The 14,653-nt window shown below is 68.8% G+C and carries 12 protein-coding genes; 3 read left to right on the top strand and 9 right to left on the bottom strand.

Features of this window, described 5'->3' with window-relative positions; translation table 11 throughout:
* Positions 1 to 399: 399 nt before the first annotated feature.
* Together ACIA58_RS37590 and ACIA58_RS37595 are read right to left on the bottom strand one after the other, a co-directional pair.
* The gene (locus ACIA58_RS37590; RefSeq protein WP_396408623.1) at positions 400 to 2,058 is read right to left on the bottom strand and encodes a S1C family serine protease; all 1,659 of its coding nucleotides are present in this window, start codon (positions 2,056 to 2,058) and stop codon (positions 400 to 402) included.
* A gap of 82 nt (positions 2,059 to 2,140) precedes the next feature.
* Positions 2,141 to 2,698 (bottom strand): TetR family transcriptional regulator, encoded by a 558-nt coding sequence (locus ACIA58_RS37595; protein WP_396408624.1) that lies wholly within the window; start codon positions 2,696 to 2,698, stop codon positions 2,141 to 2,143.
* 92 nt (positions 2,699 to 2,790) lie between these two features.
* On the opposite strand from ACIA58_RS37595, the gene ACIA58_RS37600 reads away from it, so the two are divergent.
* Complete coding sequence (locus tag ACIA58_RS37600) at positions 2,791 to 3,621, top strand: oxidoreductase (RefSeq protein WP_396408625.1); 831 nt, start codon at positions 2,791 to 2,793, stop codon at positions 3,619 to 3,621.
* 11 nt (positions 3,622 to 3,632) lie between these two features.
* On the opposite strand, the gene ACIA58_RS37605 is transcribed toward ACIA58_RS37600, so the two are convergent.
* On the bottom strand, positions 3,633 to 4,772 hold the full coding sequence (locus ACIA58_RS37605; protein WP_396408626.1) for an epoxide hydrolase family protein: 1,140 nt from the start codon (positions 4,770 to 4,772) through the stop codon (positions 3,633 to 3,635).
* Between the two features lie 63 nt (positions 4,773 to 4,835).
* Here ACIA58_RS37605 and ACIA58_RS37610 point away from each other — a divergent pair, with 63 nt between their 5' ends.
* On the top strand, positions 4,836 to 5,846 hold the full coding sequence (locus ACIA58_RS37610) for a helix-turn-helix transcriptional regulator (RefSeq protein WP_396408627.1): 1,011 nt from the start codon (positions 4,836 to 4,838) through the stop codon (positions 5,844 to 5,846).
* A gap of 16 nt (positions 5,847 to 5,862) precedes the next feature.
* On the top strand, positions 5,863 to 6,684 hold the full coding sequence (locus tag ACIA58_RS37615; RefSeq protein ID WP_396408628.1) for an alpha/beta fold hydrolase: 822 nt from the start codon (positions 5,863 to 5,865) through the stop codon (positions 6,682 to 6,684).
* Here ACIA58_RS37615 and ACIA58_RS37620 read toward each other — a convergent pair.
* From ACIA58_RS37620 to ACIA58_RS37645, 6 genes are all read right to left on the bottom strand, one after another.
* The gene (locus ACIA58_RS37620; RefSeq protein ID WP_396408629.1) at positions 6,681 to 8,327 is read right to left on the bottom strand and encodes a phospholipase C; all 1,647 of its coding nucleotides are present in this window, start codon (positions 8,325 to 8,327) and stop codon (positions 6,681 to 6,683) included. The two genes, ACIA58_RS37615 and ACIA58_RS37620, sit on opposite strands and share 4 nt — an antisense overlap.
* A gap of 20 nt (positions 8,328 to 8,347) precedes the next feature.
* A complete protein-coding gene (efeB, locus tag ACIA58_RS37625) occupies positions 8,348 to 9,568 on the bottom strand; it encodes an iron uptake transporter deferrochelatase/peroxidase subunit (protein WP_396408630.1) in 1,221 nt (406 codons plus the stop codon).
* Positions 9,565 to 10,689, bottom strand: a complete 1,125-nt coding sequence (locus ACIA58_RS37630; protein WP_396408631.1) for an EfeM/EfeO family lipoprotein — start codon at positions 10,687 to 10,689, stop codon at positions 9,565 to 9,567. The genes efeB and ACIA58_RS37630 overlap by 4 nt, the downstream gene beginning before the upstream one ends.
* Before the next feature lie 103 nt (positions 10,690 to 10,792).
* Positions 10,793 to 11,701 carry a ribonuclease Z gene (locus ACIA58_RS37635; protein ID WP_396408632.1) on the bottom strand — a complete coding sequence of 303 codons (909 nt, stop codon included), beginning with the start codon at positions 11,699 to 11,701 and terminating at the stop codon, positions 10,793 to 10,795.
* 5 nt (positions 11,702 to 11,706) lie between these two features.
* On the bottom strand, positions 11,707 to 13,953 hold the full coding sequence (locus tag ACIA58_RS37640) for an aminotransferase class III-fold pyridoxal phosphate-dependent enzyme (RefSeq protein WP_396408633.1): 2,247 nt from the start codon (positions 13,951 to 13,953) through the stop codon (positions 11,707 to 11,709).
* A gap of 15 nt (positions 13,954 to 13,968) precedes the next feature.
* Entirely contained in the window at positions 13,969 to 14,643 is a 675-nt protein-coding gene (locus ACIA58_RS37645) for an MBL fold metallo-hydrolase (RefSeq protein WP_396408634.1), read from the bottom strand.
* Positions 14,644 to 14,653 lie beyond the last annotated feature (10 nt).

Consider the following 14,653-nt stretch of genomic DNA (forward strand, 5'->3'; position numbering starts at 1 on the left):
TTATCCCCGCGAAATGCCCCTTCTCCCCTCTCACACGAGCCGAGAACCGGCAACCCGAGGGGATAACCCCTCGGCTCGAACCCGCCACCCCGGCCAACCCCCGCCACCCCCGGCCGACCCCGGCCGACCCCGGCCGACCCAGCCCAGCCCGGCCAGCCCGGCCAACCCGGGCAACCCGGGCAACCCGGGCAACCCGGGCCGGGGGCAGGGGGTTCTTTGGGGAGGGCGAGGGGTTATCCGCGCGGGATGATCCTTCTCGCCTGGTTACACGAAGGGAGGAGGGGTGGGGCGGGGGATGTGGGCGTGAAAGTGCCGATCGGGCCCGGGGCGCTCTGAGGGGGAGGGGAGCGTCGGGCCCGATCGGGTCGGTCCGCTGCAGCGGGGGGTAGCGCTGCGTACTTAGCGGACCGGGCCTGTGATGAGTTCGATGGTGGCCTTGTGGGTCTGGCCGGACTGGTCGACCCAGCCGACCTCGACCTTGTCACCGGGGTGCTGGTTGTTGAGCAGCGTCGACAGCGTGTCGGGCGAGTCGACGGAGTGACCGGCGAAGGAGGTGATCACGTCACCGGCCTCGAGGCCCGCCTCGTCCGCGTGACCGTCCGCGAGTACATCGCCGACGACCGCGCCGCTGGTGCCCTGACTGGTCACGACCGAGACACCGAGCATCGGGGAGGCCCCGATGTGTACGGCGTCCGACGCCTTACCGCTCTCGATCTGCTCCGCGATGCCGAGCGCCTGGTTGATCGGGATCGCGTACCCCTCGGCGGTCGCCCCGGACCCGGAACCGCCCTGGCCGTTCCCCGACCCGTCGCCGGAACCGTTGCCTGACCCGTTGCCGTCACCGAAGCCGGAGCCGTCGCCGGATCCGTTGCCTGACCCGTTGCCGTCACCGAAGCCGGAGCCGTCGCCAGAACCGTTGCCTGAGCCGTTACCGTCACCGAAGCCGGAGCCGTCGCCAGAACTGTTGCCTGAGCCGTTGCCGTCACCGAAGCCGGAGCCGTCGCCGGAGCCGTTGCCAGACCCGTTCCCGAAGCCGCCTCCGCCGAACGGCGAGCCGTAACCGTAGCCGTTGCCGTAGCCGTTGTCGCTCCCGGATCCGGCCGCCGCCAGCGTCGCCGTGGCCGTCGCGCCGGAGGTGACCGCGGTCTGACCCGGCCGTCCCTGCCCGCCGTTGTTGCCGTTGCCGCCCGCGACGTCCACTCCGACGACCTCGCCGTTCGCGTTCACCAGCGGGCCACCGGAGTCGCCGGCCTGGATGTTCGCGTCGGTCTCGATCAGGTTGGTGAGGTTCTCCGGGTCCTGCCCGTTCTCGTCGGTCGCGGTGATCGCCTGGTTCAGGCCGGTCACCTTGCCGGCCGCGTAGCTCGGCGTACCGCCGGTGCCGCCCGCGTTCCCGACTCCGACGACCTGGTCGCCGAGCTTGACCTGGTCGGAGTTCCCGGTCTTCGCCGTCTGCAGCCCGGACGCGTCCTTCAGCTTCAGTACGGCGATGTCGTGCTGCTCGTCGTACCCGACGACGCTCGCGGTGTAGGTCTTCCCGTTGCCGATGTCGGTCACCGTGATCGCCGTGGCGCCCTCGACCACGTGGTGGTTGGTGAGCACCTCACCGTCGGCGGTGAGCACGATCCCGGTGCCGGCGGCCCGCGCGTTCTCGTAGCCGAGCACGGTGTTCACGTCGACCAGTCCTGGCGAGATCTTCGCCGCGACCGACGACGCGTCGAACGCCTTCTGGGACAGCTGCGAGCTGTTCCCGGCGCTGTGCTGGTCGATGCCCCAGGCAACCGAACCCGCGACGACGACCGCCGCCAGCCCGAGCGCCCCGGCTCCCAGCAGCCGGCGGCCGCGCTTCTTCGGCGGCTTCGGCGGGAACGGGTACTGCGGGTTGTACTGCGGGCCCTGCTGGTACTGCGGGCCCTGCTGGTACTGCTGGTACTGCGGCCCCTGCTGCTGCGGGTGCGGCCCGTTCTGCGGATACTGCGGGTACCCGCCATGCGCCGGCGGCCAACCTCCTCCGTACTGCCCACCGTCGTACGGTCCAGGTCCAGCGCTCTCGTTCATCTCCGGTGCCCTCCTCAGCCAATTCCCTCTGCCTTCGAGTAGAGCGCACCAGACTGAGAACTCCATCGGGCCAGCCAATGAATCAGCTGAGAATCTTCTGCACGGCCATCACCACGGCCCGACGCCGCACGATCGCGTTCGGCTCATCGACGCCGAACTCGGGGTTCATCGACGACCAGCTCGTCGCGATGGCCTGGATCAGCGACAGCAGGCTGACAGGGGTGAACTGCCGCGGCACCGCGCGCCGCCGCATCCCGCGCTGCAACTCGTCCAGCCGGCTGTGGTTGACCGCGACGATCGCCTCCAGCGGCTGACCGGACGGCCGCTCGAGCCGGTACCAGGTCGAGAGCCGGAGCCGCTCCGGGTGCGCCTCGAAGTAGTCGAACACCCGGCCCGCGTACGCCGGGAGGTCGTCGACGTCGAACCCGACCTCCTCGAGGTATTGCTCCACCGACGCACCGAACGCCGCGTCGAACAGGTCGTCCTTGTTGCCGAAATACGCGTAGAGCATGGCCTTGTTGCATCCGGCCACCTCGGCGATCCGGTCGACCCGCGCCCCGGCGATCCCGCGGGCGGCGAACTCCTCGATGGCCGCCGCCAGGATCCGCGCCCTGGTCCGGTCGGCGTTGCGCTGCTGCATGTGGCCAGGGTAACCAACTGGTCAGTTGATTTCCAACCAACCAGTTGGTTAACTGGAACCAGATCCAACCAACTGGTTAGTTAGGAATGATGATGAGCAAGATCTGGCTGATCACCGGCAGCTCCCGCGGCCTGGGTCGCGCCCTCACCGAGGCCGTGCTGGCCGCCGGCGATCGCGTCGTCGCCACCGCGCGCAGGCCCGAGCAGCTCGACGACCTGGTCGCGAAGTACGGCGAGCAGATCCGCGCCGTCGCTCTCGACGTCACCGACCCCGCGGCCGCACGCGCCGCAGTACGGACCGCCCTCGACGCGTTCGGCGGCCTGGACGTGGTCGCGAACAACGCCGGCTACGCCAACAGCGCCCCGATCGAGGAGACCCCCGACGAGGACTTCCGGGCGCAGGTCGAGACCAACCTGTTCGGCGTCGTCAACGTGACGAAGGCAGCGCTGCCGGTGTTCCGCGAGCAGAAGAGCGGGCACTTCCTGCAGTTCTCGTCGGTCGGCGGGCGGGTCGGCGGCACGCCCGGGATGGGCGCGTACCAGACCGCGAAGTTCGCGGTCGAAGGGTTCTCCGAGGTGCTCAACAACGAAGTTCGACCGTTCGGGGTCAAGGTGACACTCGTTGAGCCGGGCGCGTTCCGCACCGACTGGGGCGGCTCGTCGATGCAGCTCGCGGAAGTGCACCCGGACTACGACTCCACCGTCGGGCAGATGAACCGCTACCGCCTGGAGACCGACGGCAAGCAGCCCGGCGACCCGGCGAAGGCTGCCGAGGCGATCCTCCAGATCGTTGACCTCGACAACCCGCCGCTCCGTCTGCTGCTCGGCAGGGATGCGCTCACCCACGCCGACCGCGCCTCCAACTCCCGCGCCGAGGAAGCCGCCGCATGGTCGCACCTGACCACCTCGACCGACTTCGACTGACTGCCCGACGATCAGCGCAGCTCGCGGAAGAACTCGCGGACGTCGCCGACGAGCAGCTCAGGCTCCTCCAGCGCCGCGAAGTGGCCGCCGTGGTCGACGTCCGTCCAGCGCGTGATCGTGTTCGACGTCTCGCAGTACCGGCGGATCGCGACGTCGTGGGCGAGCGCCAGGACGGCCGTCGGTACGCCGGAGTCCGGCCGCGGCGCCCACGAGCGCGGCTGGGCGTAGCCGATGTACGCCGCGGATCCGCCGGTGCCGGTCAGCCAGTACATCATCACGTTCGTGAGCAGCCGATCCTTGCTGATGATTGCTTCCGGCAACGTCTCGGCCGGGAACGTCCAGGCCTTGAACTTGTCCATGATCCAGGCCAGCTGCGCGACCGGCGAGTCGACCAGTCCGTACGCCAGCGTCTGCGGCCGGGTCGACTGGATCGAGATGTAGCCGAACTCCTCCTGCATGAACCGGCCGATCCGCGCCATCTTGTCCTGCTCGAGCGGCGTCAGCGACTTCAACTCCTCCTCGGACAGCTCCATCGGCGGCAGGTTCGTCCCGCCGTTGGTGTGTACGCCGACCACGCGCTCCGGAGCGGACCGCCCGACCTCCGGTGACACGGACCCGCCGAGGTCACCGCCCTGTACGCCGTACCGCTCGTACCCGAGCCGGCTCATCAGCTCGGCCCACACACGCCCGATCCGCGGGAACGTCCAGTCGTCGTCCGCGGTCGGCCCGGAGAACCCGAACCCGGGCAGCGCCGGGATCACCACGTGGAACGCGTCCGAGGCCTGCCCGCCGTGCGCTACCGGGTCCGTCAGCGGTCCGATCACGTCCAGGAACTCCACGATCGAGCCCGGCCAGCCGTGCGTCAGCATCAGCGGCAGCGCATCCGGCTCGGCCGACCGGACGTGGATGAAGTGGATCTGCTGACCCTCGATCTCGGTGATGAACTGCGGGTACGAGTTCAGCTCCTTCTCCGCGGCGCGCCAGTCGTACGAGGTCCGCCAGTAGTCGACCAGAGACGACAGCCAGTTGACCGGCACGCCGGTGTTCCAGTCGTCACCGGGTAGCGGCGCGGGGAGTCGGGTGCTCGCCAGCTTGGCGGCGAGGTCGTCGAGCGTGCTCTGCGGGATGTCGATCGTGAAGGGCTTGATCATGTCTAGAACTCTGTCACCTGCTTAGGACAGCTTCGGCCCTAGCTCCATGACAGACTTCAGAACATGCTCGAGACCTCGGCACGACTGCTCAAACTGCTCTCGCTCCTGCAGCAGCCCAAGGAGTGGAGCGGCGCCGCGCTGGCCGGCGAGCTCGGTGTCGGTGTCCGTACCGTCCGGCGGGACGTCGACAAGCTCCGCAACCTCGGCTATCCCGTCGACGCCGTACCCGGGGTCGCGGGTTATCGACTCGGTTCCGGCGCGGCGCTTCCACCGCTACTGCTGGACGACGAGGAGGCCGTCGCGGTCGCGATCGGATTGCGCGCCGCCGCGAGCGGTACGGTGGCCGGCACCGAGGAGTCGTCGGTCCGGGCGCTCACCAAGCTAGAGCAGGTCCTGCCGTCCAGACTCCGCCACCGGATCGAGCTCCTCCAGCAGATCGCCGTCACGCCGGCAGGCGGTCCGTCCGTCCAACCCGACGTACTGCTGGCGGTCGCGGCTGCCTGTCGCGATCACCAGCGGCTCCGCTTCGACTACCGCAACCACGACGGTACGGCGACCACCCGGACGACCGAGCCGCATCGGCTCGTGCACACCGGCCGGCGTTGGTACCTGGTCGCGTGGGACCTGGACCGGACCGACTGGCGGACGTTCCGCCTCGACCGGCTCGAGCCGCGGATCCCGACCGGCCCGCGATTCACGCCGCGCGAAGAAGTACCGGACCTCGCGACCACGAACCGTGGTGTCGCGCACGGCGGCTACCGCTACCGGGCGCGCATCCTGGTCCACGCACCGGCCGAGCAGGTGGCCGACCGCTTCGGCCCGAGCGTCGCGACGGTGACTCCGATCGACGGCGTCCATACCAAACCGTTTGGTATGGACGACCGGGGCGGCGGCGACCGGGATCCCGGCGCTGTGGCGACGACGCTGGTCGAGACCGGCGCGAACTCCCTCGACGAGATCGCCTTCTACCTCGGTCGGCTGGATCATCCGTTCGAGATCCAGTCGCCGCCGGAGTTGATCGAGCGCGTCCGCGACCTGGCGACGCGCCTGGCTGCGTCGATCCCGCCGTCCTGACCGGTACCGTTCAGGCATGCAGGATCGGTACATCGAGACCGTGCTGGGCCGGATCCGGTTACGCATCAACGGATCCGGGCCCGCGATGCTGTTCTGGCCGAGCCTGCTGATGGACGGCACGCTCTGGTCCGCCCAGGCCGCGCACTTCGCCGGCCGCTTCCAGGTGATCCTCGTCGACCCGCCCGGCCACGGCGGCAGTCAACCGCTGACCGGACCGTTCACGTTCGGCCAATGCGCGCAGGTGATCGCCCAGATCCTCGACGACCTCGGCGTCGGCAAAGCACACCTGATCGGCAACAGCTGGGGCGGGATGATCGGCGGCACGTTCGCGGCCTTGCATCCCGACCGCACCGGCATCGCCGTCCTGATGAACGCCACCGCCTCACCTGCGGGCCGCCGGCAACGATTCGAGTACGGCGTACTGACCCGTTCCGCGCAACTCCTCGGCGGGATCCGCGGGCCGCTCACCGGGCCGGTGCGGGACGCGTTCCTCGGTCCAACGGCCCAGCGTGAGAAGCCAGAGGTAGTTGCCACAGTCAACGAGCTGGCCGGCAGGGTGAACATCACCTCCGGCCGGCACGCGGTGACCAGCGTGGTTCCCCGGCGGCCCGATCAGCGCGCGCTGTTCGGCCGGATCCGTACGCCGGTCCTGGTCGTCGCCGGCGGGGAGGACAAGACGTTCCCGGTCGCGGAGACCGAGGAGATGGCCGATTCGATCCCCGGCGCGCGCTTCGTCGTACTCGAGCAGTCGGCGCATCTGGCCGCGCTCGAGTCACCGAAAGAGGTCAACGCCCTGATCGACGACTTCCTCGCCGATCAGGGCGCTGCAACCTGTTAGCGGACCACGGCCCCGCTCTTCGGGTCCAGGATCAGCTTGTTCTTGCTCGGGCGCTGCCAGAAGTTGAACATGCTGTTCAGACTGCCGGCGCGCTGGTCGAACGAGTGGTCACCGATCCGGCCGGTCCGCCAGTTGTCCTCGATGAACTTCAGCACCGAGGTCTGGTCGGTCAGCGTGTGGTCGACGTGGTTGGTCTTCGCGTACGGCGAGATCACCAGCAGCGGAAGCCGCGGGCCGTAGCCGCAGCGGTCGGCGTACCCGCCGGACACCGGGGCCTTGCCACAGGTCGCCGCCTGGTCGAGCGCAGCGTCCTTGGAGCCGTTGACGGTCGGCGACTTCTGGTGGTCGTACCAGCCGTCGGAGTCGTCGTAGGCCAGGACCACCGCGGTCGACGCCCACTCCTTGGACTTCTGCAGCTGGTTGATCTCCTTGACGATGAACGCCTGCTCGTCCAGCGGGTCGGAGTACCCGGCGTGGCCGTCCTGGTACTCGCCGGCCTTCAGGAAGCTGACCGCGGGCAGGTTGTTCGCCGCGAGCGCCGCGTCGAAGTCCGAGGTGTCGTACTGGTGGTTGGCCTGGTCGGTATAGCCGATCGCCTTCACCGAGCTCGGCGGCAGGTGCTTCGGGTTCGCCGTCGACTTGTAGTACTCGAACGGCTCGTGGTGCGGGCTGTAGTCGGTCGCCGCGATGCCGCCGACGTTCGGGTGCGTCGAGCCACAGACTGCCTTGCCGTTGGCGGTGCCGGTCGGCTTGAAGCCGCCCTGGAACCAGCCCCAGGTGACGTGCTTCTGGTTGAGCAGGTCACCGATGTTCTGCCCGTGCATGACGGCCAGGTTGTTCGTCGACTTGCCGTTGTTGTTGGCGCAGTCGTCGTAGTACGGGTCGGGGTCGTTGGTGATCGTGCCGATCCCGTTCTTGTCCGGCGACTGCACGGCGTACGCGTCGGTGGTCGGCTTGCCGGTCTTCGGATCGACGGCCTGGCCCCCGTGGGTCTGGCCGGAGATCAGGTTCAGCGCGCCCGGGGTGGACGGACCGTAGACCGTGTCGTACGAGTTGTCGTTCAGCGAGTAGTGCTGCGCGTAGTTCCACATCGCGGTGACGGTGTTGCCGTCGTAGTAGTCCATCACCAGGCCCGGCTCGCCGAACAGCACCGGCTGACCGGTGCACTTGTCGGTCTCGGTGTTCTCGACGAACTTGTCCATCTTGCCGCCGTTGACGGCCTTCTGCTCCGGACCGTAGCCGTGGTTCTGGTCGCAGGTCAGCGCCTGCGACGGCGCCAGCCGCTTCGGGTTGTAGGCGTTGGGGTTGGCCACCAGCAGCTTCGTGGACAGCCCGTTCACCTTGGGCGTGTTCCGTGCGGCGGTGAACTTCGTGCCGTCGCGGTTGGTCGCGTACGGGTAGGTCCCGAAGTAGTGGTCGAACGAGATGTTCTCGCCGAAGATCACCACTACGTGCTGGATAGGCGTCGACGGGTGCACCGTCGGGAACGAGAACGCGGCGTTGGCCACCTGAGCGGCGCCGCCCTGATCATTGCTGCCCTGACTGGCGCTGCCCTGATTGCTGCCGGCGCCGCTGCAGGCGGCCAGCAACAAGCTCGTCGCGGCCACACCGGCCGTGGCGAGGACACGGAGTCTTGCGCGCATGCCTTCTCCTCTGAGATGAATCATCCGAGCAACGACCGCCCGAAGTGGTCGTTGCCGTCCCGAACACCGGGAAGCACAAAGAAATAGCCGCCACCGACCGGCCGGATGTAGTCGACGAGTGGCTCGTCGATCAGCCGGGTCTGCACGGCCTCGAACTGCCGGGCGATGTCCTGCTGGTAGGCGCAGAACAGCAGCCCCATGTCCAGGTCACCGACCGGGTCGGTGCCCTTGTCGTAGTTGTAGCCGCGGCGCAGGAACTGGCTGGCCGCAGTACTCGTGGTACGCGGATTGGCCATCCGGATGTGGCTGGTCAGCGGGATCGCCCCGCCGGTCGGGTCGGCCGCGTAGTCCGGAATGTCGGTCTCGCTGTTGCCGTCCAGCGGTGCGCCGGAGTCCCGCCGGCGGCCGAACATGTTCTCCTGCTCGCCGACCGACACCCGGTCCCAGAACTCGACCAGCATCCGGATCTGCCGCAGCACCTGGTAGCTGCCGCCCTCGGTCCAGGCCGGCTCGCCGTTGCCCTGGCCGACCCAGACGAGCTTGTCGTGATCGGCGACCGCCGGTTTCACGATGCCGTCCTTGAAGCCCATCAGGTTGCGCTGCGTGCCGGACGGCCGCGGCGGGCTCTGGAAGCCGTCGACCCGCCAGCGCAGCTGCATCGCGCCGCGGGTGTGCCGGGCGATGTCGCGCAGCGCGTGCAGCACGATGTCACTCTCGGACGCGCACAGCTGCAGGCTCAGATCCCCGTGGCACTGGCTGTCGTCCAGGCTGTCGTTGGGGAATTCCTTCATCGGCTTGAGCTTCGCGGGCTTGAGCGCCTTCAGTCCGTACCGGTGGTCGAACAGCGACGATCCGACGCCGACGGTCACGGTCAGATCGTCACCAGGCATGTCAGGCCCGAGTACGCCGGAATCGGCCGGCGGAGCGGTGATACCCAGCGGCGGAAGCGCGCCGCCCGAGGTCAGCAGCCGCACCCGCTCGGTCAGCGTCTTGAACAGGTCGGTGAGCTCGGCCTTGTTCGCGGCGATCACGTCGAAGGACGCGAAGATCGCCTGCTTCTGCTGGTCGGTGGTGATGCCTGCCTGATGCTCCCCGTGGAACGGTACGGCGGTCGCCGGAGCCGCGACGGCAGTCGAGCCGGCCGACCCAGTCACAGCCGCAGTACCGGCACCGGTCACCGCTGCCGCGCCGGCGCCGGCGAGCGCGCCGCGCAAGAAGGATCGGCGGCCGACGTCACTCATGAGCTTCTCCGGACTTCGCAGATCGCCGCTACCGGCGCGAGCTTCTCCAACAGTTCACCGACCGCGCCGTTGAGCTGTTCCCGGGTGGTGCGGTCCAGCTGGGCGACCGGGGTGTTCCGGTGCGCGGTGAGCAGAACACGCACCCGCGCTTCCCACTTCTGCACCTCGGGCAGGTCGGGGTCGCGGGACTCGAGAACCGGGTCGAGGATGGCCAGTACCTTTGCGGTGCCGTCCAGGTTGGCCAGTGCGGTGTTCAGCGACGTACCGCTGCCTTGGTCGTTCTCGCCGGTCAGCTCGAACTGGAGGGCGTTCTCCATGATCTCGTGGGCGCGCAGGCCTAGATCGCTCGGATCGACCTGTTCGTTGGGCAGGTCCTTCTGGAGGCCATGTACGTCGGCGGCCAGGTGATCCGCGATCGGCTTGAGGGCGGCGGCGGAGGCGTTGTGCCACAGGCCCTTCTCCAGCGGATGGAAGCCGCCGGATCCGTCGACCTTGGCCGCGAAGTCGCCGAACGCGTCATACGCCGCGCCTAGCGAGTTGTACGCCAGGTGCGCGGGCAGCCAGTCGGCCCGGGCTGCCGCCAGGTTCCCGGCGTCCACGTCGGCGCGCAGCTTGTCCGTCTTGACGGCCAGACTCGCGACGCCGGTGGCGACCTCGGCCTCGTACTGCTTCACCAGCGGCAACATGTCGTTCTTGGTGACGGCGACCGCGGCCGGGCCGCCCTTCGCGTCGCCCGCGATCGTGACCGTGGGGCCGGTGATGGCGTCGGTGTCTTCGATCAGGCACCGGATCGCGTACCGTCCGGCGCCGAGTTGCACGTCCATCGGCGCGCTCGTGTTCGGGCCGAGGCCCTCGACTTCGCCGTACACCTTGTTGCTGCCGACCTCGACGAGGTCGACCTCGGCCGCCGCATCACCGGTGTTGTGCAGCGTGATGGTTTGCCGGCCGGTCCTGGCGTTGGTCCAGCCCTGGCCGCACCGGCTCCGGGACACCGCGACCTCGGGTGGGCCACCGGCCGCGTCGGCGGCGGAATCCTGCCAGGGCCGCCAGATCGCCAATGCGACTACCGCGCCTACGGCTACCAGCGAGACGGCCGCCGGCAGCGGACGGGGGGTGCGCACGAGATGTTGCTCCTGAGGCTGGGCAGATCAATTCGTCGCCGATATTAATCACGAGGTTGCCGGGGAGAGACGTTGTTGGCCGTCTCGTCATCCACTGTTCGCCCTAGCGGCGCGACGGTACCGGGGTGCGAGACAGGTCGGAGGCGACGACGATCTCGCCGTCGAACTCGGCGGCGGCTTCACTGAGAAAACTCTCAGGTTCCAGGTAGCGCTGGGAAAAGTGGGTCAGGACCAGCTTGCGGACGCCGCACTCGGCGGCGACGCGAGCGGCCTGCCGGGCGGTCAGATGCCCGAAACGACGGGCCAGATCGGCCTCCGGCGAAAGGTACGTCGACTCGATCACCAGCAGGTCGGCGTTCTCGGCCAGGCGCAGTACGTTCTCGCACAGGCGGGTGTCCATGATGAACGCAAAACGCTGACCGGGCCGAGGCTCGCTGACGTCCTCGATCCGCACTGTACGGCCGTCCACGTCGACAGAGCCGGCGTGCTGGAGACGGCTGATGGCCGGGCCAACGATTCCGTGAGCGGCCAGCTTGTCCGGCAGCATCCGGCGGCCGTCGGGCTCGATCAACTGGTAGCCGAACGATTCGACCGAGTGCTCCAGCCGCCGCGCCCACAGCTGACCGAACGACCCGACCGAGAGCAGGCCGTCCTCCTCCACCGGCTCCTCGAGCAGTTCGGCCCTCTCGAAGAACGACGCGGCGTACCGCAAGCGGGTGAAGTACGTCTGCCCCGACGCCGGATAGTGCGCCCGCACCGGATGCGGTACGTCGTCCAGCGACAACCGCTGCACGATCCCCGGCACGCCGAGACAGTGGTCACCGTGGAAATGCGTCACGCACAGTCGCGTGATCGCACCGGCCGCGACCCCGGCGTACAGCATCTGCCGTTGCGTGCCCTCGCCGGGATCGAACAGAAAGCCCTCGTCGTCCCAGCGCAGGAAGTAGCCGTTCTGCGTGCGTTCGCGCGACGGCACCTGACTACCGGTGCCCAGCACAACGAGTTCACGCACGCGCCTCAGATTAGTGCAAGCTGCGATGCGGCGAACGCTGCGAGGAAGTGTTCGACGTGCTCGGGTCCCCAGATCAGCGGGGGGCGGATCTTGAGCACACCGCCACCGGGTCCGGTGGTTCCGACCAGGACGCCGTGCTCGCGCAGGCGCTCGGCGAAGCCGGCCGCGCCAGGCAGCTCCACCCCGACCATCAACCCCTGTCCGCGGACCGCGACATCGGGCACCAACTCCTGCAGGCCCTTGCGCAGCAGGGCGCCGACGGAGTCCGAACGGCGTACCAAGCCTGACTCCTCGATTACGTCCAGCACCGTGAGCGCCGCGACGCAGGACACCGGATTGCCGCCGAAGGTGCTGAAGTACTCGTCGATCCTGGTGAACTCGGCCGCGATCTCGCGCCGGGTGATCAGCGCCGCGACCGGATGGCCGTTGCCCATCGGCTTGCCGAGGGTGACGAAGTCCGGCGTCAGTCCGAAGTCCTGGAAGCGCCAGAGGTTCCGCCCACCCCGCCCGAAGCCGGCCTGCACCTCGTCGGCGAGGAACAACCCGCCCGCAGCGCCTACCTCGTCCTGCAGACCACACATGAAGTCGTCCCGCGGAGTCAGGATCCCCGCGCTGCTGAACACGCTGTCGACCGCCAGCATCGCGACGTCGTGCCCAGCGCGCCGTAACTCCTCGCGAGCCTCTTGAACGCGCCGAACCGCAGCAGCCCCGTCGTCGTCCACACCACGCGGCGCCTCGAAGACCGCGACGTGCGCCGGCCGGGCGGACGGCGGGTAGGTGTTGGTCGAGAACGCTGCCGTCGCTTCGCTGACCCCGTGGTACGACAGGTCGGCCGCGATCGCCCCACCGCGCCCGGTCACTACCCGCGCCATCCGCCAGGCGAGATCGTTCACCTCGCTGCCCGAATTGGCGAACACGACCGTGTCGAGCCCGTCCGGCATGGTGGCGATCAACCGCTCCGCCAGCTCGACCGCGTTCGGGTGCAGGTAGCGCGAGTGGGTGTTGAGTACGGCGGCCTGCCGCGAGATCGCCTGTACGACGGCGGGATGCGCGTGGCCGACGACAGGAACGTTGTTGTAGGCATCCAGGTACCGCCGCCCGTCCGCAGTGTGGATCCAGGCGCCCGCCGCGCGCACCACCTCCAACGGCTCCTGGTAGAACAGCGGAGCAAGATCCCCGCCCAGCACAGCCTTCCTCCGCTCGAGCAGGTTGGGAGGAGACGCCGAGATGACCCGGGAGGTGCCGCACAACCGGTGGAAGCGGGCGGCGAGGGCGGCCGGGTCCAGGTCGCCCAGCTCGTCGAGGATGTGCCAACTGCCGGCCACCAGGCTGGTCAGATACTCCTCGTTGTCCGGGTAGAGCGGCGCCCGCCAGGCCGAGATCAGGATGCTCGCGAGCGACCTCGCCACCACCAGCTCGCCGAGCACCTCGACCTCGGCGGGTTCGAGCGACAGGACCCGTTGGTAGGCGTCGAGGAACTGCCGAGCATCCGTCCACAGCTCACTCGACTCGCGCAGCAGCGAAGTCAGGCTGATGGCCAGGTCAGCGACGCGCGCGGTGTGGTGCATGTCGCCGAAGTCGATCACGCCGGTGATCGCGACGTCGTCGATGAGCACGTTGCTCAACGTCACGTCGCCGTGGAAGACCGAGGCGGGTAGTCCGCGGGTGGCGTCCTCGAGTCGCTCGAAGCGGTGGACCAGTGCGCGCAACTCGTCCCGGCGGCGTTCGTTCGGCACCTGGTCGACGTACCGTCCCAGGCTGCTCACGTGCCGCGGATCCCAGTCCAGCCGCCGGTACGCCGCGGGGTGCCCGAAGCCCTGCAACGCCCGGGCAAGCCGTCCGCACACAGCGCCGAACTCGCCCGCGAACCAACCAGGCAAGGCGACCAGATCCGCGTCCTGACCAGACACCACAGAGACAACGCGGACCAGGTGGGACCGACCGTCATCCGACAACCAGGTAGATGTCGGCCGGCCGTCGCCCGTCATCAGCAGCCGCGGGATCGGGAACGCCGGATCGACCTCGGCCACGTGGCGCATGGCGGCGCATTCCATCGCGATCTGGTCGGTGTCGTCGCCTGAGTTCGACACCTTCAGCACCAGGCGGGGACCTTCCGCGAGGAAGTTGCGGTCCCGCTCGCTGCGAAGGTCCGCGAGCTCGGCATCCACGCCGTACTCCGACAGCAGGAGCTGTCTCGCGGCCACGATGTCGATGGCGGGCGGGTCCGCGACCATGCTGGGGGTTTGCTCCACGACGGGCTCCTTCGGTCAGGGAACGCGGAACGTCAACGGGACCGCGTCCTCGGCGTGCTCGAAGTCACCGCCCGCCGTACGTCGCAGCATCCGGTCATGGCCTGGATACACGACATCAGCGAGCGCGGCGACCCGGGAGACTGCGCTGTCGGCCCGGGACTGGTCATAGGGGTGCCCGCCGGCCCGCCCGGCCCGCAACACCTCGAGCGTCGGCACGGCGTCGGCAGCAAGCACCGATCGATCCGCCAGGAGACCGATCGAGCCAGGGGTGTGGCCGCCCAGTTCCAGCACCCGCACACCGGGCAGCACCTCATCGCCCTCGACGACCTCGTGGACATCCAACTCGTCCAGGATCGCGCGCGCCCAGCGAGGCGTCCCCAGGTCGTGGGGTGGCGGGTCGCTGAGATTGCGAAGCTCCAGCGGATGGATCAGGATCTCGGCCGACGGGAAGAGGTCGGCGTTCTGGACGTGGTCCCAGTGACCATGCGAGACCACCACCTTCTCCACCTCACCAGGTGTCACGCCGTACGCCGACAGCCCAGAGAGCAGGTGACGCCGTCGCCCGGCATGGCCGGTGTCGAACAGGGCCAGCCGCCCGCCGCTCTCGACCAGCAAGACGGAGCAGAACGCCGGATTGCCCTGGGACGACGTCAGCAAATGGCCGGCCAGGATCTGCGTCACCACAGGCATACAAGGTCCT

Source organism: Kribbella sp. NPDC051586 (assembly GCF_044453965.1).
Taxonomy (GTDB): Bacteria; Actinomycetota; Actinomycetes; order Propionibacteriales; family Kribbellaceae; genus Kribbella.